18 protein-coding genes and 1 riboswitch are annotated in these 18648 nt (G+C 72.8%); of the genes, 15 read left to right on the plus strand and 3 right to left on the minus strand.

Annotated elements, in window-relative coordinates; all coding sequences use genetic code 11:
- Positions 1-93 precede the first annotated feature (93 nt).
- Positions 94-657: a TetR/AcrR family transcriptional regulator gene (locus tag AB0I28_RS20400; protein WP_357495441.1), complete on the plus strand. Its 564-nt coding sequence runs from the start codon at positions 94-96 to the stop codon at positions 655-657.
- On the opposite strand, the gene AB0I28_RS20405 is transcribed toward AB0I28_RS20400, so the two are convergent.
- Positions 638-1507: a winged helix-turn-helix transcriptional regulator gene (locus AB0I28_RS20405; RefSeq protein ID WP_357495443.1), complete on the minus strand. Its 870-nt coding sequence runs from the start codon at positions 1505-1507 to the stop codon at positions 638-640. The genes AB0I28_RS20400 and AB0I28_RS20405 overlap by 20 nt on opposite strands.
- Positions 1508-1562: 55 nt before the next feature.
- Between AB0I28_RS20405 and AB0I28_RS20410 the strand changes: the two genes are divergently transcribed.
- The 8 genes from AB0I28_RS20410 (at position 1563) to AB0I28_RS20445 (ending at position 10061) form a co-directional block, all read left to right on the plus strand.
- On the plus strand, positions 1563-3077 hold the full coding sequence (locus AB0I28_RS20410; RefSeq protein WP_357495444.1) for an MFS transporter: 1515 nt from the start codon (positions 1563-1565) through the stop codon (positions 3075-3077).
- 1920 nt (positions 3078-4997) lie between these two features.
- Positions 4998-5216, plus strand: coding sequence for a CsbD family protein (locus AB0I28_RS20415; RefSeq protein ID WP_357495446.1), 219 nt, complete (start codon positions 4998-5000; stop codon positions 5214-5216).
- Positions 5217-5379: 163 nt separating this feature from the next.
- Positions 5380-6471: a hypothetical protein gene (locus tag AB0I28_RS20420; protein WP_357495448.1), complete on the plus strand. Its 1092-nt coding sequence runs from the start codon at positions 5380-5382 to the stop codon at positions 6469-6471.
- Positions 6472-6538: 67 nt separating this feature from the next.
- Positions 6539-7441, plus strand: a complete 903-nt coding sequence (locus AB0I28_RS20425) for a DsbA family oxidoreductase (protein ID WP_357495450.1) — start codon at positions 6539-6541, stop codon at positions 7439-7441.
- 245 nt (positions 7442-7686) lie between these two features.
- Positions 7687-8226, plus strand: coding sequence for a helix-turn-helix domain-containing protein (locus AB0I28_RS20430; RefSeq protein WP_357495451.1), 540 nt, complete (start codon positions 7687-7689; stop codon positions 8224-8226).
- A 1-nt stretch (position 8227) separates the two neighbouring features.
- Entirely contained in the window at positions 8228-8578 is a 351-nt protein-coding gene (locus tag AB0I28_RS20435) for a hypothetical protein (RefSeq protein ID WP_357495453.1), read from the plus strand.
- Positions 8575-9276, plus strand: a complete 702-nt coding sequence (locus AB0I28_RS20440; protein WP_357495455.1) for an ATP-binding cassette domain-containing protein — start codon at positions 8575-8577, stop codon at positions 9274-9276. Before AB0I28_RS20435 ends, AB0I28_RS20440 begins: the two co-directional genes overlap by 4 nt.
- A complete protein-coding gene (locus tag AB0I28_RS20445; RefSeq protein ID WP_357495457.1) occupies positions 9273-10061 on the plus strand; it encodes an ABC transporter permease in 789 nt (262 codons plus the stop codon). The genes AB0I28_RS20440 and AB0I28_RS20445 overlap by 4 nt, the downstream gene beginning before the upstream one ends.
- Here AB0I28_RS20445 and AB0I28_RS20450 read toward each other — a convergent pair.
- Positions 10058-10654, minus strand: a complete 597-nt coding sequence (locus AB0I28_RS20450) for a LysE family translocator (RefSeq protein ID WP_357495950.1) — start codon at positions 10652-10654, stop codon at positions 10058-10060. The two genes, AB0I28_RS20445 and AB0I28_RS20450, sit on opposite strands and share 4 nt — an antisense overlap.
- Positions 10655-10846: 192 nt before the next feature.
- Here AB0I28_RS20450 and AB0I28_RS20455 point away from each other — a divergent pair, with 192 nt between their 5' ends.
- Positions 10847-11452 carry a GNAT family N-acetyltransferase gene (locus tag AB0I28_RS20455; protein ID WP_357495459.1) on the plus strand — a complete coding sequence of 202 codons (606 nt, stop codon included), beginning with the start codon at positions 10847-10849 and terminating at the stop codon, positions 11450-11452.
- Between the two features lie 4 nt (positions 11453-11456).
- Here AB0I28_RS20455 and AB0I28_RS20460 read toward each other — a convergent pair whose 3' ends face one another.
- A complete protein-coding gene (locus tag AB0I28_RS20460) occupies positions 11457-13034 on the minus strand; it encodes a carboxylesterase family protein (protein ID WP_357495461.1) in 1578 nt (525 codons plus the stop codon).
- A 128-nt stretch (positions 13035-13162) separates the two neighbouring features.
- On the opposite strand from AB0I28_RS20460, the gene AB0I28_RS20465 reads away from it, so the two are divergent.
- The 5 genes from AB0I28_RS20465 to AB0I28_RS20485 all read left to right on the plus strand — a co-directional run bounded on the left by AB0I28_RS20465 (position 13163) and on the right by AB0I28_RS20485 (position 18610).
- Positions 13163-13738, plus strand: a complete 576-nt coding sequence (locus AB0I28_RS20465) for a TetR/AcrR family transcriptional regulator (protein ID WP_357495463.1) — start codon at positions 13163-13165, stop codon at positions 13736-13738.
- Positions 13739-13785: 47 nt separating this feature from the next.
- A riboswitch (ZMP/ZTP riboswitch) is annotated at positions 13786-13872 on the plus strand.
- A 30-nt stretch (positions 13873-13902) separates the two neighbouring features.
- On the plus strand, positions 13903-15339 hold the full coding sequence (locus AB0I28_RS20470; RefSeq protein WP_357495464.1) for a glycine hydroxymethyltransferase: 1437 nt from the start codon (positions 13903-13905) through the stop codon (positions 15337-15339).
- A gap of 143 nt (positions 15340-15482) precedes the next feature.
- Positions 15483-16256 carry a nucleotidyltransferase domain-containing protein gene (locus tag AB0I28_RS20475; protein WP_357495466.1) on the plus strand — a complete coding sequence of 258 codons (774 nt, stop codon included), beginning with the start codon at positions 15483-15485 and terminating at the stop codon, positions 16254-16256.
- An 80-nt stretch (positions 16257-16336) separates the two neighbouring features.
- Positions 16337-17206 carry a sigma-70 family RNA polymerase sigma factor gene (locus AB0I28_RS20480; RefSeq protein WP_357495468.1) on the plus strand — a complete coding sequence of 290 codons (870 nt, stop codon included), beginning with the start codon at positions 16337-16339 and terminating at the stop codon, positions 17204-17206.
- Positions 17207-17284: 78 nt separating this feature from the next.
- Complete coding sequence (locus tag AB0I28_RS20485) at positions 17285-18610, plus strand: PQQ-binding-like beta-propeller repeat protein (RefSeq protein ID WP_357495470.1); 1326 nt, start codon at positions 17285-17287, stop codon at positions 18608-18610.
- Positions 18611-18648: the final 38 nt, after the last annotated feature.

The following is an 18648-nucleotide window of genomic DNA, read 5'->3' on the forward strand; positions in this document are numbered from 1 at the left end:
GTTTGTGACGCTTGTTTGAAACAGGTGTCAGAAACGCTTGTCACTGACGCTTGCCGTAAACGATCGTTCGGATGCTCGGGTAGGCTGCGGCGCATGGGAACCCGTGAAGCCCTCCTGGCCGCCGCGAAGAAGTGCCTCGCCGAGCGCGGCTACGCCAAGACGACCGTGCGGGATATCGTCGCGATGTCGGAGACGAACCTCGCGGCGATCAACTACCACTTCCGGACCCGCGAGGCCCTCCTTCACGAGGCGATGATCGACTCCATGCGCGAGGCCGTCGAGACGATCGTCGACGGCCTGCCCGCCGACGGGGACATGGCCGACCGCCTGCGAACCTTCTGGACGAAGCTCACCGAGGCGTTCACCGCCGACCGCGACCTGTGGGCGGCCAACGTCGAGGCGCTCGCCGTCGCCCTGCACTCGCCGGAGTTGCGCGCCCGGCTCGCCGGCGACCAGCAGATCGCGCGGGACGGGCTGTCGCATTCACTCAGTTCGGACGGGCCGGAGGCCGGCGGCGGATCCGACGCCGCCGTCGGGGCCGTGGTGATGACCCTCATGGCCGGCCTGCTCGTCCAGTGGATGGTCGACCCCGAACGCGCCCCGACGCCCGATCAGGTCAACGCCGGTCTGACCGCCCTCACGCGGAACTGGAGCTAGCGCTCGCCAGGTCCCCTGCCAGCCGCTCGACGGCGGACAGGGCGTCCTCCACGCCGCCGGTCACGTCGGTGATCGGGTACAGCACCTCGCGCACCACGCGGGAGGAGTCGGCGATCAGCGTCAGGCGCTTCAGGCGCACCGAGCCGGCCGCGCGGAAGGTCGGCAGGCGCAGCGCCCCGGCCAGTTCGAGTCCGGCGTCGGACAGCAGCGGGAAACGGATCCGGTTGTCGGCGGCGAAGGCCTCCTGCTCGGCCGCCGACTGCGTGCTCACGCCCTTCACGCTCGCCCCGAGCCGCGTGAAGGAGTCGAGCCGGTCGCGGAAGGAGCATGCTTCGAGCGTGCAGCCGACGCCGCCGGGGATCGCCGCGGCGCCCGGCAGACCGGTCGCGGGATAGCAGTAGAGGACCGTCCACGGGGTCGGCGCGATCGGGTCGAAGGACGAGAGCCCGGGAATGCGCGTGCCGACCAGGGCGCGCACCCGCGCCGCCTCGGCCGAACCCGGCTCGGCGGTCGCGGTGACGGTGCCGTCGCCGAGGAGGTGGCGGTCGCCGAAGTCCTGGAGCGCGACCAGGACGGGCAGCAGGCCGCGGCCGAGGTCGGTCAGGACGTACTCGTGGCGCGGCGGGCGAGCGCTGTAGGGGCGCTTGGCGAGGACGCCGTGGTCGACGAGCATCGCCAGGCGCTCGGTGAGGACCTTGCGCGACACGCCGAGTTCGGCGCGCAGCTCCTCGAAGCGGTGCAGGCCGCGGGCGGTGTCGCGCACGATCAGCAGGGTCCACCAGTCGCCGACGAGATCGAGCGTCTGGGCGATGGCGCACGAGGAGTCGGCGAGGCTGGTTCGGCGGGACATCGCTTCAGCATATAGTCAGTTCCCAAAAGAGACTTACTCGTGAGAGCATGCCCGCATGCGCCGCGTCCCCCGCCAGGTCTGGATCCTGGCCGCCAACCGCTTCCTCACCGCCTGCGCGGGTTTCCTCGGCTTCTACCTCTTCCTCTACCTGACCGGCCCGCGCGATGTGCCGCTGGCGACCGCCGGCGTCATCGCCGGGGTCGTCGGCGCCGGATCGATCGCCGGGAACTTCACCGGCGGCTGGTTCGCCGACCGCTACGGCCACCGCCGCGTCATGCAGGCCGCCGCCCTGGCCGGATCCCTCGGCATCCTCGCCATCCCGTGGCTGCCCGTCCCCGCGCTCGCCGTCGCGCTGCCCCTGACCACCTACATGCTGGGTGTCGGGGGCGTGGCCCAGTCGGCGATCATCGCCGTGGCGACCGGCCCCGAGCACCGGCGCGCCGCCATCGCCATCGGCCGGTCGGCGATGAACGCCGGGACCATCGTCGGGCCGCTGATCGGAGCACTGCTCGCGGCGCACTCCTACACCGCCATGTTCGTGATCGAAGGGCTCGCGCTGCTCATCGTGCGGCAGGTCGTCGCGCAACTGCTGCCCGCAGACGCCGGCGCGCCCGCCCACGGCGGTCCCACCCCGCGCATGTGGCGGGCCCTGCTCGCCGACCGCAGGCTGCTGGCGCTGCTGCCCGCCATCCTCGTCGTGGACGTCGTCTACCGCCAGCTCTACTCGACCCTGCCGGTGTACCTGCGCGACAGCGGGCACGCGGTGGGGCTGTACGCGGCGCTGATCGCGGTCGGGTCCGGCGCGATCCTGTGCCTGGAGATCCCCGTGGCGCTGGCGCTGCGGCGCTTCCGGGCGCCGGTGATCATGGGGGTCGGGTACGGGCTGGTGGGCGTGGGGTTCGCGATGTTCGGGCTCGGGACCGCGACCGCACTGATGGTCGGGGCGATGTTGACGCTGACGGCGGGGGAGATCTTGTACAAGACCACGGCGACCGCGCATCTGGCCGACAGCGCTCCGCCGGGGCTGGTCGCGAGGTACCAGGGGCTGTACTCGGGGCTGGCGACCAGTGGGCTGGTGCTCGCGCCGCCGCTGGGGGCGGCGGTGTACGGGAACGCGCCGGGGGTGCTGTGGCCGGTGTGCGCGGTGGCGGCGCTGGGGGCGGCGGCGGTGGCGGTGTGGGTGGGGCGGGGGAGGCAGCGTGGGAAGCGGCGTGGTGGGGGCGTGGCGGGCGGGGGACCTGGCGTGTTGGGGGACGGCGTGGCGGGGGACGGCGTGGGAGGTGGCGGTGGCGTGAGGGCTGGCGTGGGAGCTAGCGCAGCGGGAGACGGTGGCGTGGGAGGTGGCGGTGGCGTGAGGGCTGGCGTGGGAGCTAGCGCAGCGGGAGACGGTGGCGTGGGAGGTGGCGGTGGCGTGAGGGCTGGCGTGGGAGCTAGCGCAGCGGGAGACGGTGGCGCGGGAGGCGGCGTGGTCGGTGTGGGACCTAGCGGGCTGGGCGACGGTGGCGTTCCGGCGACGCGGCAGGGGGCGGAGGCGGAAGCGGATGCTGCGGGCGGGGGTCGGAGGCAATGACGGACGCCGGGTTATGCACCCGCCGCTTTCACGGCATCTCGCGGCCCGGGTGGTGTCTCGGCCTTCACCCGGCCGAGGGCTCCGCCCCCCCGCCCCCGCCGGGACGCTGTCCCGGACCCTGCTGGGAGGCTTCGCCCCAGACCGGCACTGGAGCTTTGCCCCAGACCCCACCAGGAACTCCGTCCCTGGACCCGGTCCTGCGCCGAAGGCTGACGGCCGTTGGTCCTCGTCCCGGGCGGCGGCTGGAGCCGCCCGCCTCATCAGCCAGGCTCTCGCGGCGGCGCGCTCGTGGCCGTCGGCTCAAGGTGGCCGCAGGGCGGCGCGCTCTCGCCTCCTGTTTCCGCGGTTTGTCGGCCGGGGTTCGCTCGGCAGCGCTGTGGCGCTGGTGCTCGTTTTCTTCCTGTGCTGGCGCCACTCGCCGGGGCGGCCTCTCGCGCCGCCCCGGCTTTGCCGCTCGCGTGGGGGTGCGCCGCGCCGCCCCGCCCGGTTCGTCTTCTTCCTGCGGTGGCCGCGTGCCGGGCGGCTTCGCCGTGCCCCGGCACGCCTTCGCGCGCCCGGGTCTGTCTGACGCGGCCTCGCCCGCCGCTCTCGCGGCGGGCCTCTCCCGCGCTGCCGCAGTTCGCCTACGCCTTTCGCGCCATGGCTTCGCGGCCAGCGCGGTTCCGCCGTTCTCGCGGCGGCGCGTCGCCGCGAGAACGGCTCGTCTTCCTGTAGGGGTCGTTCGTCGGGGCGCCTTCGCCACGCCCCGGCACGCCTTCACGCCCCGGCAGGCCTTCGCTCGCCGCAGGCCTGTCGGACGTAGTCCCGCCCGCCGCTCTCGCGGCCGGTCGCTCATGGTGCCCGCCGGGCGGCGCGTCCTGCCCCCTCGTTTTCGCGGCTTCTCCGCCGGGGCTTGCTTGACGGCGCTGTGGCGCTGGTGCTCGACTTCTTCCTGCGGCGGCCGTGTGCCGGGCGGTTTCGCCGCGCCCCGGCACGCCGTCGCGCGTCCCGAGTCTGTCCGATGCGGCCTTGCCCGCCCGAGAGCGGCGGGCTTCTCCCGCGCCGCCGCGAGCTCGCCTCCGCCTCTCCCGTCCCGAGTCTGTCGGACGCGGTCCGGCCTGCCGCTCTCTCTGCGGGCCTCTCCCGCGCCGTCGCGAGCTCGCCTCCGCCTCTCCCGTCCCGGGTCCGTCGGACGCGTCCTCGCTCGTCGCTTTCGCGGCCGGTCGCTCCGGCGTCGCCGTAGCTCGCCTCCGCCCCTCGCGCCACGGCTTCGCCGCTCGCGTGGGAGTGCGCCGCCGAGCCCGGCTCGTCCTCATCCTGTGGTGGCCGCGTGCCGGGCGGCTTCGCCCCCGGCAAGCCCTCGCGCGCCCCGGGCCTGTCGGACGTGGTCTCGCCCGCCGCTCTCGCGGCGAGCCACACCCGCCACGCCCCGCACCGCCGCACCTCGCTTCCGCCGCTCCCGCCCCGCCTCTCCCGCCACGCCCTGCCCCGCCTCTCCCGCCCTGCCCCGCCGCTCGCGCGGCGCGCGCACTACCGTGCCCTGGTTCGCCTTAATCCTGAGGTGGCCTGCGGTCGGGGCGGCTTCGCTCCCGGCCAGCCTCGCGCGCCCCAGGCCTGTCCGGGCGCGGTCCCGCCCGCCGCTCTCGCGGCGAGTCGCTCCCGCACCGCCCCGCCTCTCCCGCCACGCCCCGCCACGCCTCTCCCGCCGCTAGCGCCGCGCCACCGCACGCCCTCCCCCACCGCGCACCCAACCCACCGCGCACGCCCCCCTCGCGCGCACCCACCCCACCCCGCCCAACCCCACCCCTCACACACACCCCACCCGCCCCCGCACCCCCTTCCGTGAACCTGGCGTCTTCCCGCCACCCACCCCTCCCCATGTTTGATCCACTCCCCCTACGGGCATCCCTAGACCAGACGTCCATGGTTGGAGGAACCGCAATGAGTGACGCCACAGACAAGATGAAGCACAAGGCAGAGGAACTCAAGGGCAAGGCCAAGGAAGGCGTCGGCAAGCTCACCAACAACGAAGAACTGGTGGGCGAGGGCCAGCGCGACCAGGCGAAGGGCAAGCTCGGCCAGGCCGGGGACAAGGTCTCCGACGCGGCCGAGAACGCCGGCGATCGCCTGCGCGGACTTTCCGGCGACGACCGGAAGTAAGCCTGGGGTGCGGAACGGGCGGAGGCCCTCCCGGTGGGTGCGGGAGGGCCTCCGCCACACCCGGATCCTGTAGGGGGCGAGTCCGGGAAGCACCCGATGCGCCCGCGCCCCCACCCGGCACAGACTCGCATGGTCATGAACCACTCGACCTGAAAGCGAGCTCATGCGCCCCATCCGCACCACCGCCATCGGCGTCCTCGCCGGCGGCCTTCTCGTCGCGGCGGCCGTCGCGACACCCGCGTCCGCGGCCCCGCCGACGCCCACGCTCACCCTTCCCGCGCCGACCGGTCCTTTCCCGGTCGGCGTCGGTGACTTCCACCTGGTCGACGAGTCGCGCGCCGACCCGTGGGTCCCCACCGAGAACCGCGAACTCATGGTCACGGCCTGGTATCCGGCCCGGGCGGCCGTCGGCGAGCTCGACCCGTACGTCAGCGCGGCCGAGTCGCCGCTGATCCTGGGCAGCCTCGGTGTCCCGCCCGAGGTCCCGCCGGAGGCGCTCAGCACGATCGCCACGCACTCCTACGTCGACGCCCCGATCAAGGGCCGCCGGCTCCCGACGGTCGTCCTGTCGCCCGGCTTCTCCATGCCGCGCTCCTCGCTGACCGGCCTCGCCGAGGATCTCGCCAGCCGCGGCTACCTGGTCCTCGGCGTCGACCACACTTACGAGGCCTCGGCGATCACCTTCCCCGACGGCCGCGTCACCGAGTGCCTGGTCTGCACCCTCGACCCCGAGGGCTCCGACGTCGCGCTCGGCCGCGCCGCCGATGTCTCCTTCGTCCTCGACGAGCTGATCGGCACCCTTCCCGTCGACGAGAACCGCATCCTGATGGGCGGGCACTCGATGGGCGGCGCCTCGGCGGTGCCGCTGCTCGCCTCCGACGACCGGGTCCGCGCGGGCTTCGACATGGACGGCACCGTCCACGTCCCGCCCGCCGGTGAGGGCGCGGAGAAGCCGTTCATGCTGCTCGGCGCCCCGCACCACGCTCCCGACGGCGAATACGGCCCGAAGTGGACGGAGGTCTACGGCCAACTCCAGGGCTGGAAGCGCTGGATCACCGTCGACGGGACCGGCCACTCCTCCTTCACCGACTACGCACCGATCGCCGACCAGCTCGGCCTCCCGATGGGCACCACGCCCGGCGATCGCGCGCTGGAACTGACGCGCACCTACGTCGGCGCCTTCGCCGACCGGCACCTGCGCGGACTGCCGCGGCCGGTGCTGAACCACTCCTGCGGTGAGGTCCACGTCTGGTAGATCACCCCGGGAAACCCCGTCCGAACAGCTCGGACGGGGTTTCCCAGGTCACCCCTAACATAGATATATGCGAATCGAACTATGGGCGGACCCGGTCTGCGGCTGGGCCTACATCGCCCGGCGCCGACTGGCCACCGCCCTCGCCGAGTGGGACGGCGAGCCCGTCGAGCTCGTCTGGCGGCCGTTCCGCATCGACCCGACCGCCCCCGACCCCGCCGTGAGCGCGCCCACCGACGAGGACGCCTTCGGCATCGCCCGCGTCGCCGCCGCCGAAGGCCTCGGCCCGCGGTGGGGCGCCGCCTGGCGCGGCGACACCGAAGCCGCCCACCGCCTGCTCGTCCTCGCCTTCGACAAGGGCGGACCCGAACTCCAGGACGCGCTCGCCGAGCGGCTCATGCGCGCCCACCACATCGAGGCCCGCAACATCACCGACCGGGAAACCCTGACCGCCCTGGCCGCCGAGGCGGGACTCGACGACGCCGGCGAGCTCCTCGACGGCGACGCCGCGCGCACGACCCTGCGCGAGGAAATGCTGCGCGGCAAGGCCATCGGCGTGACCTCCTCGCCGACCTTCGCCGTCGGCGAGCGGCTCCTGCGCGGCGCCCAGACCCCCGGCGAGATCCTCGACTTCCTCCGCGACAGCAACGACGCCGTCGCCCTGCCCGAGGAGGTCCGCCGCCTCCGCCACGCCGAGGCGCTGCTGGGCCTCAACGACCCGCTGGGCGCGCTGGTCCTGCTGCGGCCGCTGCTCGACGACTTCGGCCGCGACCCCAACGTGCGGATGCTCGCCGCCCGGGCCTACTTCGCCTCGGCGCAGCTGCGCCGGGCCGAGGAGATCCTGAGCGAGCTGGTCGAGGCCAACCCCGGCGACTTCTACGCCCGCTACATGCTGGGCCGCACCCTGCGCCGGATGGGCCGCGCCGACGAGGCCGCGCCGCACCTGGCGCTGACCGCCGAGATGTTCGGTTAGGGCGTGCCCTAGGTCGTGTCCGGGTGATCACTGCGGGGCTGCGGCGGACTCGTTTTCCCCCTGGCGGCACCGTTCCTTCGCCCAGGTACAACACCGGTACCAGGGCGAAAGAACGGCTTGCCAGAAGAAGAACGAGCCTCGCCTCGCACCCACAAGACCACCAGGACACGCCCTAGCGCGTCCCAACGCGCGTGCCGCTCGTCACTGCCGAACATTATCGTTATCGAGAATGATAATGTTGCGGCATGGAACCCCTCGACGTCTGGGCCGAACTGGTCCTCCACCCCGTGCGCATCCGCATCCTGCGCGCCATCGCCGGTCACCGCCGCACCACGCGCGAGCTGGTCGAAGACCTCCCCGACGTCCCGCAGGCCACCCTCTACCGGCACCTGGCGGCCCTCACCAAGGGCGGCGTCCTCGAGATCGCCGAGGAGCACAAGATCCGCGGCGCCGTCGAGCGCGTCTACGCCCTACCCGCCGGGGGACTCACCCCGGCCACCATGGCGCAGGCCACGGCCGAGGACCACGGCCGCTACTTCACCGCCTTCGTCTCCACCCTGCTGTCGGACTTCTCCCGCTACCTCTCCCGCGAGAACGTCGACCTCGCCGCCGACGGCGCCGGCTACCAGCAGACCGTCCTCAACCTCGACGACGCCGAACTCGCCGACTTCGCGCGCGGCCTCAACGAGCTGATCGCGCCCCTGCTGGCCAACACCCCGCGTGAAGGGCGCGTCCCGCGCGTCCTCGCGACCATCCTCGTGCCCGTCGATCCCGAAAGGACCTGACATGGCAACCGTCACGCACACCCCCACCACCGTTCGCATCGCGTTCGGCCCCTTCGAGCGCCTGTTCACCGGCCGTGCCACGCACACCATCCCCGTCGAGGCGATCCGGGAGGCGAGCGCGATTCCCGACGCGGTCGGCCACCTGCGCGGCGCCCGGCGCGGCCTGGAGGTGACCGGCCTGGTGAAGGTCGGCGTCTGGGGCGTGTTCGGCAGAAGGCGCACGCTGGCCGCCGCCTACCGGGGTGTGCCCGGGCTGCGGCTGGTCCTCGACGGTGACGAGTTCGCCGAGGTCGTCGTCTCCCACGCCGGTGCCGGTGAGCTGGCCGCCGCGCTCGGGCGGGTGGCCTCGTGAAGATCGAGATCGCGGGCCTGAGCAAGCGCTTCGGGCGCGTCACGGCCGTCGACGGCCTGAGTTTCACCGCCCGGCCCGGCGCCGTGACGGCCTTCCTCGGCCCGAACGGCGCCGGGAAGACCACGACGATGCGGATCCTCCTCGGCCTTGTCGCGCCCACGTCCGGCACCGCGACGATCGGCGGGCGCGCCTACCGCGACCTGCCGCACCCGACGCGGACGGTCGGCGCGGTGCTCGACGCCGCCGGGTTCCACCCGGCCCACAGCGCCCGCGACCACCTGCGCGTCTACGCCGCCATGGGCGGTCACCCCGACGCGCGCGTCGCCGAACTCATCGACCGCGCCGGCCTCACCGCGGCCGCCGACCGCCCCACCCGCGGCTACTCCACCGGCATGCGCCGCCGCCTCGCGCTGGCGACCGCCCTGCTCGGCGACCCGCAGGTTCTCGTCCTCGACGAACCGGGCAACGGCCTCGACCCCGAAGGAGTCGTCTGGCTCCGGGAAACCCTGCGCGACCTGGCCCGACGCGGCCGGACCGTGCTCGTCTCCAGTCACGTCCTCGGCGAGGTCGACCGGCTCGCCGACGAGGCCGTCGTCATCCGCGACGGCCGTCTCGCCGCCGCCGGACCCGCCGACGGCGACCTCGAAGCCATGTACCTCGACACCGCTCTCGGCACCGCCAAGGAGGCCCGGCCGTGATCCGCTCCGAACTCCGCCGACTGCTCGCCACCCGCCTGGGCTGGGCGATCGTCCTCGCGCCCGCCGCGATCGGCCTCGGCCTGGTCGGCGCGATGACCGCCACCGGCCCGGAGAACTTCCAGCCGCCGATGCCCGGCCTCGACACCGCCGAGGGCGTGCGGCTCCTTCTGGGCGTGCTCGGGCTGAGCGCGTTCGTGCCGGCGGCGCTGGGGACCATGGCCGTCACCGCCGAGTACCGGCACCGCACCATTGACGCGACCTTCCTCCACGCGCCCCGGCGCGGGCGTGTCCTGGCCGGGAAACTCGTCGTCCACGCCGGGGCCGGGCTCGTCTACGGCCTGGTCCTGGCCACGACGTCGGCGGCGGCCCTCTACGGCGTGTCCGCCCTGCGCGGCACCGCCCTCGGCCTCCCGCCCGGCGAGGTGCTCGGCGTCCTCGCGCGCATCGGTGCGGCCATGGCCGTGTACCTGGTCATCGGCGTCGGCGCGGGCGCGCTCCTGCACAACCAGGTCGCCGCGCTGGCCGCCGTCGTCGGGTACTTGTACGTCGGCGAGCCCCTGCTCATGCTGATGCCGGGCGTCGGCGGTGTGTATCCGCTGCTTCCCGGGGGTGCGACCTCGGCGCTGACCGGTTTCACCTACGTCGCCGACGCCATGTCGGCCGAGGTGGGGACGGCGTCGATCACGCTGCTGACGCCGGTCCTGGGCGCCCTGGTGCTGCTCGGGTACGCGGTGGTGGCGGCGGTCGCGGCGGTGCTGGCGCCGATGCGGCGGGACGTGGTCTAGGCCGCGACGGCCTTCGTCCGGTCGGTCGCCAGCTTGATCGCCAGCCCGGCCAGGACGGTGCCCATCACGTAGCGCTGCATCCGCATCCACAGTGGACGCCTGCCGAGGAAGCGGGCGATCGAACCGGCGCCCATCGCGATCAGCCCGTTGACGGTGACGGCGATGGTGATCTGCACGAAGCCGAGCTGGACGCTCTGGAACGCGACCGGGCCGGCGGCGGGGTCGATGAACTGCGGGAGCAGCGAGACGTAGAGGATCGCGATCTTCGGGTTGAGCAGGTTGGTGACCAGGCCCATCGTGAAGAGTTTGCGAGGGCTGTCGATGGGCAGTTCCTTGGGCGCGAAGGCCGACACGCCGCCGGGCTTGACCGCCTGCCACGCCAGGTACAGCAGGTAGCCGGCGCCGGCGATCTTCAGGACCGTGTACACGGCCGGGACCAGCGCGAACACCGCCGCCAGACCTGCCGCGGCGGCGATCACGTAGACCACGAAGCCCACGGCGACGCCGCCCAGGGAGATCAGCCCGGCCCGGCGGCCCTGCGTGATCGAGCGCGAGACCAGGTAGATCATGTTCGGGCCGGGCGTGAGGACCATGCCCAGCGAGATGGCGGCGATGCCGAGGGCGGCGTGGGCGCTGATCACAACGAACCTCCGGGAGTGGCGGCTGGTATTCGCAGCCTATGGATCACTCCGGGGCCTGCGGGAGGGTGAGTGGCGGGGCTCACGGGGTCGGGAAGTGCCGGCATCTCCCACCCCACCCGCCTCCCCGCGAGCGACAATCCCCCCGTGGACATCCGTGACCTCACCCCCGCCCGCTGGGACGACTTCGCCTCCCTCTGCCGCCGGATGGGCGGCAACAAGGGCTGCTGGTGCATGTGGTGGCGCGAGGAGCGCGGCGCCGAACGCACCCGGCCCCGCCGGACCTCCGCCCGCGAACTCGTCGACGACGGCCCGCCGCCCGGCGTGCTCGCCTACGTCGACGGCGAGCCCGTCGGCTGGGCGGCCGTCGCGCCACGGGAGGCCTACCCGCGTCTGAACACCGCACGCGACACACCCCCGCCCGAGGGCACCGACATGGCCGCGACCTGGCTCGTGTCCTGCTTCTTCGTCCTCGAATCCCATCGCGGCACGGGGGTTTCCCGCGCCTTGCTCGACGGTGCCGTCGACCTCGCCCGCCGCCACGGTGCGCGGGCCGTCGAAGGCGTCCCCATCGACCGCGAGGTCGTCACCCGAACGCCCGGAGGCTCCTTCACCGGGAGTCTGCCGATGTTCACCGCCGCCGGTTTCGCCGAGGTCGCCCGGCCCAAACCCAAGGGCCGCGTCACCGTCCGCCGGACCCTCCAGCGCCCACGGCAAAGCCCCCGACCGAACCCGGCCGGGGGCTTTCGGTGAACCTCTACGCCATCGAGCGCCAGAACGCCAGCTCGTGGTCGCGGACGAACTCCGTCTCCGTCCACGGTCCCGGCTTGAGCGACCGCACGTTCGCGTCACCTTCGCGGACCCGGTCCCAGCCGGGGTTTCCCGACTCGGCGAAGCGTGTCCAGGTGGCGATCATGCGCTCGGCCAGGCGGGCCTGCTCGGCACTCAGGGGCTCGAAGAAGTCGACGCCGGGAATGACCTGCATGTCGAGGAGGTAGGGGATCTCGGCCATGTGCTGCGACCAGACCGGGAAGCTCGGCTCGGGGTAGCCCGCGAACCACGGGGTTTCCTGCCTGGCGAGTTCGAACATGTAGGTGCGGGTCCACTTCGACAGCGTCTGCGCGGTGTCGTAGGTGGCCAGCGACCAGTCGCGGTCGGTCAGCGCGGTCGACAGCGCCAGGCCGGCGGAGTTGCCGTAGTCCGACAGGGGATACCGCGCCATGATGGGCTCGGGGTCCTCGCCGACGAAGTACTGCTCGACGGCCGCGCGGTAGCCCTCGCGTGGGATGGGAGTGGCGTCGGGCCTGAGCTCCGCGCCGCCGATCATGCCGTTGGCCTCGTCGTGGTTGACGCCGACCAGGACCGGCACGCGGTTGAACCTCCCGGTGCGCAGCGCCTCCTCGACCGGCAGCGGCAGCAGGGGCGTACCCGACACGGGCCGGGGCGAGCCCCAGGCGCCGTAGGCGTCGACGATGGTCTGCGCGTCGACGGTCCGCAGGCAGGCCGCCGCGTCGGTGACGCCCTCGCAGGATTGGTGGGCGAGCGCGGCCTTGACGACCGCCTCGCTGTCGGCGATCGCCTCGGCGCGGGTCCGGCTGCCGCCGCCGACGCCGCAGGGCGCGCTCTCGACGATCGCGCGGTCGAACAGGCCGGCCGACGCCGGTGAGGCGAGGTGGTCGCAGACGCCGTAGCCGCCGCCGGACTCTCCCATGAGCGTGACGTTGCCGGAGTCGCCGCCGAAGGCGTCGATGTTGCCGGCGACCCAGCGCAGGGCGGCCTGCTGGTCTTCGAGGCCGAGGCCGCCCGAGCCGTTGACCGAGCCTGAGTCGAGCGACGGGTCGGTGAGGAAGCCCATCGCGCCGAGGCGGTAGTTGATCGTGACGACCACGGCGTCACCGGCGAGGCGCTCGGCGCCGTAGATGTCACCGGCTCCGACCATCATGTCGGCCGGGTGGATCCACACGATGACCGGCAGGTCGCGGGCCCGGGTGGGGGCGGTGACGTTGAGGTAGAGGCAGTCCTCGTTGGCGGTCGGGACGCCGACGGGCATGGAGGCGGGCTGGGCGCAGGCGCCGCCGGGGGTGTTCGCGTCGCGCACACCCTTCCAGGCGGCGTTGGGCTGCGGGGAGCGGAAGCGCAGGTCGCCGACGGGCGCGGCGGCGTAGGGGACGCCCTCGAAGGTGCGGGTGCCGTCGGCGGTGGTGCCGCGCAGGGCGCCCTTGTCGGTGACCACGACGTCGCCGCGATTGATTCCGGCGCTCGCGGCGGTGGGCAGGACTCCCACGGCGATGGCGCCGAGTGCGAGTCCGGCGAGGACTCGTCGGGGGGTGTTCACGGTGGTGCTCCTGTCGGTCGGTCGGGGTTCTGGGCAGACCATAACCAGAAATTGGGCGATCGCGCAAGTCGATCGCCTAAGGCGTTCGCCTAATTCGTTCGCGCAAGTGCTCTGCTAGGCTCTTGACCATGGGAAACAAGGAGGCTCTGCTCGACGGAGCGAAGAAATGCCTGCTCGAAAAGGGCTTCGACCGCACCACCGTGCGCGACATCGCCACCGCCGCCGGCGTGAGCATGGCCGCCATCGGCTACCACTTCGGCTCCCGCGAGAACCTGCTCTTCAAGGCGATCTTCGCGATCCTCGACGAGTGGGGCGACATCTCCGGCCGCGCGCTCATGCCCAAAGACGGCGACGCCACCGCCGAGGAGGCCTACATCACCATGTGGGACGAGACCCTCGACCAGATCCGCGCCCACCCCGACATGTGGCTCGTCTCCATCGACCTGTTCATCCAGGCCCAGCGCCAGGAAGAACTCAAACGCGTCCTCGCCGAAGGCATGCGCGAAGGCCGCAGCGGCCTGACCGCCATCGTCACCAGCACCCCCGAGGACGAGGTCGGCGACGAGGCAAGGCGAACCGTCGGAATGGTGCAGATGGCCCTCATGTCCGGTGTGGCGATCCAGCTGCTCTCCGACCCCGAGAACGCCCCCACCGGCGCCGACGTCCTCGCCGGACTGCGCGGACTGGTGAAGATCACCGAATAGAGGCCCAGCACCGGCCTGGGCCGATCACGGTGCCGGTTGCTATGGTCACGACGGGCCGCGACTGGCGCGCTGGGATGGGCTCAACCATCGGGGAGCGGCCGCAGCTCCACCTGCCGTGCGCCTGGGCCTTCCTTATCTGCGCTTCCACCATGGAGGGGTCCACCGTGTCCATCAGCACCGAGTCCACCGCGTTCCGGGCCGCCCTCGACGTGATCCGTACCGTCGAGCCGCGCGTGGCCGACGCCATCGGGCAGGAACTCGCCGACCAGCGCGAGTCGCTCAAGCTCATCGCCAGCGAGAACTACGCCTCCCCGGCCGTCCTGCTCACCATGGGCAACTGGTTCAGCGACAAGTACGCCGAAGGCACGATCGGGCGCCGCTTCTACGCCGGCTGCCGCAACGTCGACACCGTCGAGTCGATCGCCGCCGAGCACGCCAAGGCCCTCTTCGGCGCCCCGCACGCCTACGTCCAGCCCCACTCGGGCATCGACGCCAACCTCGTCGCCTTCTGGGCGATCCTGGCCGCCAAGGTCGAGGCGCCCTTCCTCACCGAGCACACCGCCAAGCACGTCAACGACCTCACCGAAGAGGACTGGGCCGTCCTGCGCCGCGCCCTGGGCGACCAGCGCATGCTCGGCATGTCCCTCGACGCCGGCGGCCACCTCACCCACGGCTTCCGCCCCAACATCTCCGGCAAGATGTTCGAGCAGCGCTCCTACGGCACCGACCCCCAGTCGGGCCTCCTCGACTACGACGCCCTGCGCGCCGCCGCGCAGGAGTTCCGGCCGCTGATCATCGTCGCCGGCTACTCCGCCTACCCGCGCCTGGTCAACTTCCGCCTCGTCCGCGAGATCGCCGACGAGGTCGGCGCCACCCTCATGGTCGACATGGCCCACTTCGCGGGCCTGGTCGCCGGCAAGGTCCTCACCGGAGACTTCGACCCCATCCCGCACGCGCAGATCGTCACCACCACCACCCACAAGTCCCTGCGCGGCCCCCGCGGCGGCATGGTCCTGTGCCAGGCCGAACTCGCCGAGCAGGTCGACCGGGGCTGCCCGATGGTCCTCGGCGGCCCCCTCCCGCACGTGATGGCCGCCAAGGCCGTGGCGCTCGCCGAGGCCCGCACGCAGGACTTCCGCGACTACGCCCAGCGCATCGTCGACAACTCCCGCGCGCTCGCCGAGGGCCTGCTCAAGCGGGGCGCGACGCTGGTCACCGGCGGCACCGACAACCACCTGGTGCTCATCGACGTGTCCTCGTACGGCATCACCGGCCGCCAGGCCGAGGCCGCGCTCCTCGACTCCGGGGTGGTCACCAACCGCAACTCCGTCCCGCAGGACGCCAACGGCGCCTGGTACACCTCCGGCGTGCGCATCGGCACCCCCGCGCTGACCAGTCGCGGCCTCGGCACCGCCGAGATGGACGAGGTCGCCGCCCTCATCCACACGGTCCTGGACAACACCACGCAGGGCACGACGAAGTCGGGCGCGCCCTCGAAGGCGACGCACGTCCTCGACCCGAAGGTGGCCTCGCAGGTCGCCGGGCAGGCCGCCGAGCTGCTCGCCGGTTTCCCGCTGTACCCCTCGGTCGACCTGGGCTGACGCGGATCCTGGAAGAAGCGCCCGGCGCGATGCCGGGCGCTTTTTCGTGCCGTCAGAACATGCCGTCGGGCCTCCTGCGCAAGATCACCGGTCTGCCGGGCTGAAGTCGCCCCGCCCCACCCCCACCATGCGATCGTGACCCCATGACCCTCCCTGAGGCCGAGGCCGCCTACCTGCGCGAACTCACCGCCCGGCTGCGCGCGCTCCTCGGCGCCGACCTGATCGGCGTCTACCCGACCGGCTCGGTCGCCCTCGACGCCTACCTCCCGGGCCGCAGCGACCTCGACCTCATCGCCGTCGCCGAGTCGCCCACCCCGGCCGCCGTCGGCGAGATCGCCGCCGCCCTCGCCCACGAAGCGCTGCCCTGCCCCGCCGCAGGCCTGGAGTTCGTCCTCTACGACCGCGCCGCGCTGGCCGCGCTCACCACGCAGGACGGCTTCGCGCTCAACCTCAACACCGACCGCGACCTGCCCCCGCTGGTCGAGCAGGGCCCCTCGGACCGCCCGGGCCACTGGTACCCCATCGACCGCGACATCACCGCCCAGCAGGACCGCGCCCTCACCGGCCCGGCGTTCACCACGCTGGCCCACAGGCCGCCCGCCGCCGAGCTGCGGCCGGTCGTCGCCGCGTCGGTCGCCGCGAACCTCGAACCCGGGGCCGAACCGCACGCCGACGCCCTCCTCAACGCCTGCCGCGCCCTGCGCTGGCACGACGGGGGACACTGGACAGGGAAGGCCGACGCGGCGGGCTGGGCGATGACCCGTCACAGCGCCTTCGCCTCGCTGCTGACCGCCGCGCTCAACGCCCTTTCCCGTGAACGGGCCGCCGACCGCACCGACCCCGGCGAGGCCCGTTCATTCCTCACTCACGCGCTGCTCACGCTCGACGGCGAGCCCGCCGTACCCGATCGCCGTTGATCGCCCGCACCCACGCCCGTCACATCCGCTCACCGGCATCCGTCATGCTTTTGACGACCTGAAACGGAGGGCCCCCGCCCATGAACGACCACGACAGTCTCGCCGCAAGCTTCGAGGAGCACCGGCCGCATCTGCGTGCCGTCGCCTACCGCATGCTCGGTTCGCTCTCGGAGGCCGAGGACGCCGTGCAGGAAGGCTGGCTGCGTCTGAGCCGCGCCGACGTCTCCGCGGTCGGCAACCTGGGCGGCTGGCTGACCACGGTCGTCGGCCGCATCTGCCTCGACATGCTCCGCACGCGCAAGTCGCGTCGCGAGGAGCCGCTCGGCGAGTTCTCCCTGCCCGAACCGATCGTCAGCCGCGCCGACGGCGTCGACCCCGAGCACGAGGCCCTGCTGTCCGACTCGGTCGGCATCGCCCTGCTCGTCGTCCTCGACACCCTCAACCCGATCGAGCGGCTCGCGTTCGTCCTGCACGACATGTTCGGCGTCTCCTTCGAGGAGATCGCCCCCATCGTCGACCGCACCATCGACGCCACCCGCCAGCTCTCCAGCCGCTCGCGCCGCCGCGTGCAGAGCGCCCCCACGAAGCCCGACCCCGACCTCGGCCGGCAGCGCCGCGTCGTCGACGCCTTCTTCGCCGCCGCGCGAGAGGGCGACTTCGACCGGCTGGTGTCGATCCTCGACCCCAACATCGTGCTGCGCGTCGACGGCCCGATCGGTCGCCTCGTCGGCGCCGAGACGGTCGCCTCGCGCGCGGCGATGTTCGCCAGCGGCGATCGTGTCGCGGTCCCGGTCCTGGTCAACGGCGTCGCGGGCATGCTCGCCACGCTCGACGGCAAGCCGGTCTCGCTGATGGCCTTCACCGTCGTCGGCGGCAAGGTCGCCGCCATCGACGCCCTCAGCGACCCGGCCCGCCTGGCCGCGCTCGACCTGTCGAGCCTCGACGCATAGCGCCCGCGCGGGGGACGGGCGGTGAGATGTACCCGTCCCCCGATCAAGGGCGTGGCCCCGCAGCGCCATACTGTCCGCATGCGTCGCCTTCGGCCACATAGGACCGCCTGGGTTCTCGGTGTGGTCGCCGCTGTCATCGCCATGTCCGCCGCCGCCGCCATCTGGATCACCACGCTCTCGGCAACCGCCGCCGAACCAGAGATCGACTGGCGGCACACGCTGGCCGCGCAACAGCAGCCGCCGGACGCCGTCGCGGCGGGCGGGTTCGTGCTGGTCCTCGCCGACCGCACCGTCACCGCCCTCGACGAGGTCACCGGCGAGCAGCGCTGGCAGATCCCCGAGGTCGACGGCCCCGTGCGCGTCACCGTCGACGCGGTCGTGCTGGCCAGGGGCCCGCGCATCACCGTCTACGACCTGACAACCGGCGCCGAGCGCTTCACCTACGAGGGCGAACTGGGCCACAACCCGCCGGTCTTCGCCGTCAGCGACGACACGCTCTACACCGCCGAGCGGGTCGGGAAGCAGCGCGAGGTCGTCGCGACCTCCCTCACCGACGCCGAGCGGCTGTGGCACCGCCGTTATGCCGCCGAGGTGGCCGTCGCCGCGCCGGTCCTGCCCGACCCGGTCGACCAGTCGATCGTCTCGACGAAGGCGCTGCGGCTGGCGTCGAGCTCGCCGGTCGTCTACGTCAACATCGGACTGCGCGAGGACGGCGACGAGAAGACCGTCACGCTCGACGCCGAGACCGGCGACACGCGGGGCCGCCCCGAGACGCTGATGGACCTCGACACCTACCCGATCATCGCCGTGCACGGCGAGCGCGTGGCGACCGTCGGGAAACACGACGGCTGCACGACCGACGTGACCGTCTACGACCCCGCCTCCGGTGGGACCGAGACGGTCGCCTTCGGCGCCGACTGCGAGGCGGGTGCCTCGATCATGGCGACCGGCGACGTCCTGCTCGGGCAGAACGTGAACGGTTTCCCGCAGGTCGTCGACTCGGTGACCGGTGGCGCGCGCTGGACGGCGCTGGAGGCGGGCACCGCGCGCGCCTTCCGCGACCCGGTGGTCGCCTACAGCCCGGTGGAGCGCGACGAGTCGCTGATGATGGCGGAGATCACCGGCGCCGTGGCGCCGTGGAGCGCCGAGGACACCGCGCCGCCGTCGGGGAAGACGAACATCGTCGGGGACCTGCTGCTGTCGTCGACGGGCGCGTTCCCCAGCGAGGAGACGCCCGACGCCACCTTCGCGACGACCGCCTACAACCTGGGGATCGACAAGCTGATGTGGTACCAGCCGGGCGCGCGCCTGGTGACGGTCACCGACGAGCACCTGATCCTGGCGCTGACCTCGCGCGGCTTCGACGACCTCAAGCCGGCGACCCTCGCGGCGGTCCCGTTCTAGCCGTTTGTGGCCGTCGCCACCCGCTCGACGTGGGCGCT

Origin of the sequence: Phytomonospora sp. NPDC050363 (assembly GCF_040655735.1) — a bacterium.
GTDB lineage: Bacteria > Actinomycetota > Actinomycetes > Mycobacteriales > Micromonosporaceae > Phytomonospora.

Bases quoted from the DNA above. Each gene is read 5' to 3' on its own strand.
- AB0I28_RS20400 (WP_357495441.1), top strand. From the start codon at position 94: ATGGGAACCCGTGAAGCCCTCCTGGCCGCCGCGAAGAAGTGCCTCGCC.
- AB0I28_RS20405 (WP_357495443.1), bottom strand. From the start codon at position 1,507: ATGTCCCGCCGAACCAGCCTCGCCGACTCCTCGTGCGCCATCGCCCAG.
- AB0I28_RS20410 (WP_357495444.1), top strand. From the start codon at position 1,563: ATGCGCCGCGTCCCCCGCCAGGTCTGGATCCTGGCCGCCAACCGCTTC.
- AB0I28_RS20415 (WP_357495446.1), top strand. From the start codon at position 4,998: ATGAGTGACGCCACAGACAAGATGAAGCACAAGGCAGAGGAACTCAAG.
- AB0I28_RS20420 (WP_357495448.1), top strand. From the start codon at position 5,380: ATGCGCCCCATCCGCACCACCGCCATCGGCGTCCTCGCCGGCGGCCTT.
- AB0I28_RS20425 (WP_357495450.1), top strand. From the start codon at position 6,539: ATGCGAATCGAACTATGGGCGGACCCGGTCTGCGGCTGGGCCTACATC.
- AB0I28_RS20430 (WP_357495451.1), top strand. From the start codon at position 7,687: ATGGAACCCCTCGACGTCTGGGCCGAACTGGTCCTCCACCCCGTGCGC.
- AB0I28_RS20435 (WP_357495453.1), top strand. From the start codon at position 8,228: ATGGCAACCGTCACGCACACCCCCACCACCGTTCGCATCGCGTTCGGC.
- AB0I28_RS20450 (WP_357495950.1), bottom strand. From the start codon at position 10,654: ATGGTCCTCACGCCCGGCCCGAACATGATCTACCTGGTCTCGCGCTCG.
- AB0I28_RS20465 (WP_357495463.1), top strand. From the start codon at position 13,163: ATGGGAAACAAGGAGGCTCTGCTCGACGGAGCGAAGAAATGCCTGCTC.
- AB0I28_RS20475 (WP_357495466.1), top strand. From the start codon at position 15,483: ATGACCCTCCCTGAGGCCGAGGCCGCCTACCTGCGCGAACTCACCGCC.
- AB0I28_RS20480 (WP_357495468.1), top strand. From the start codon at position 16,337: ATGAACGACCACGACAGTCTCGCCGCAAGCTTCGAGGAGCACCGGCCG.
- AB0I28_RS20485 (WP_357495470.1), top strand. From the start codon at position 17,285: ATGCGTCGCCTTCGGCCACATAGGACCGCCTGGGTTCTCGGTGTGGTC.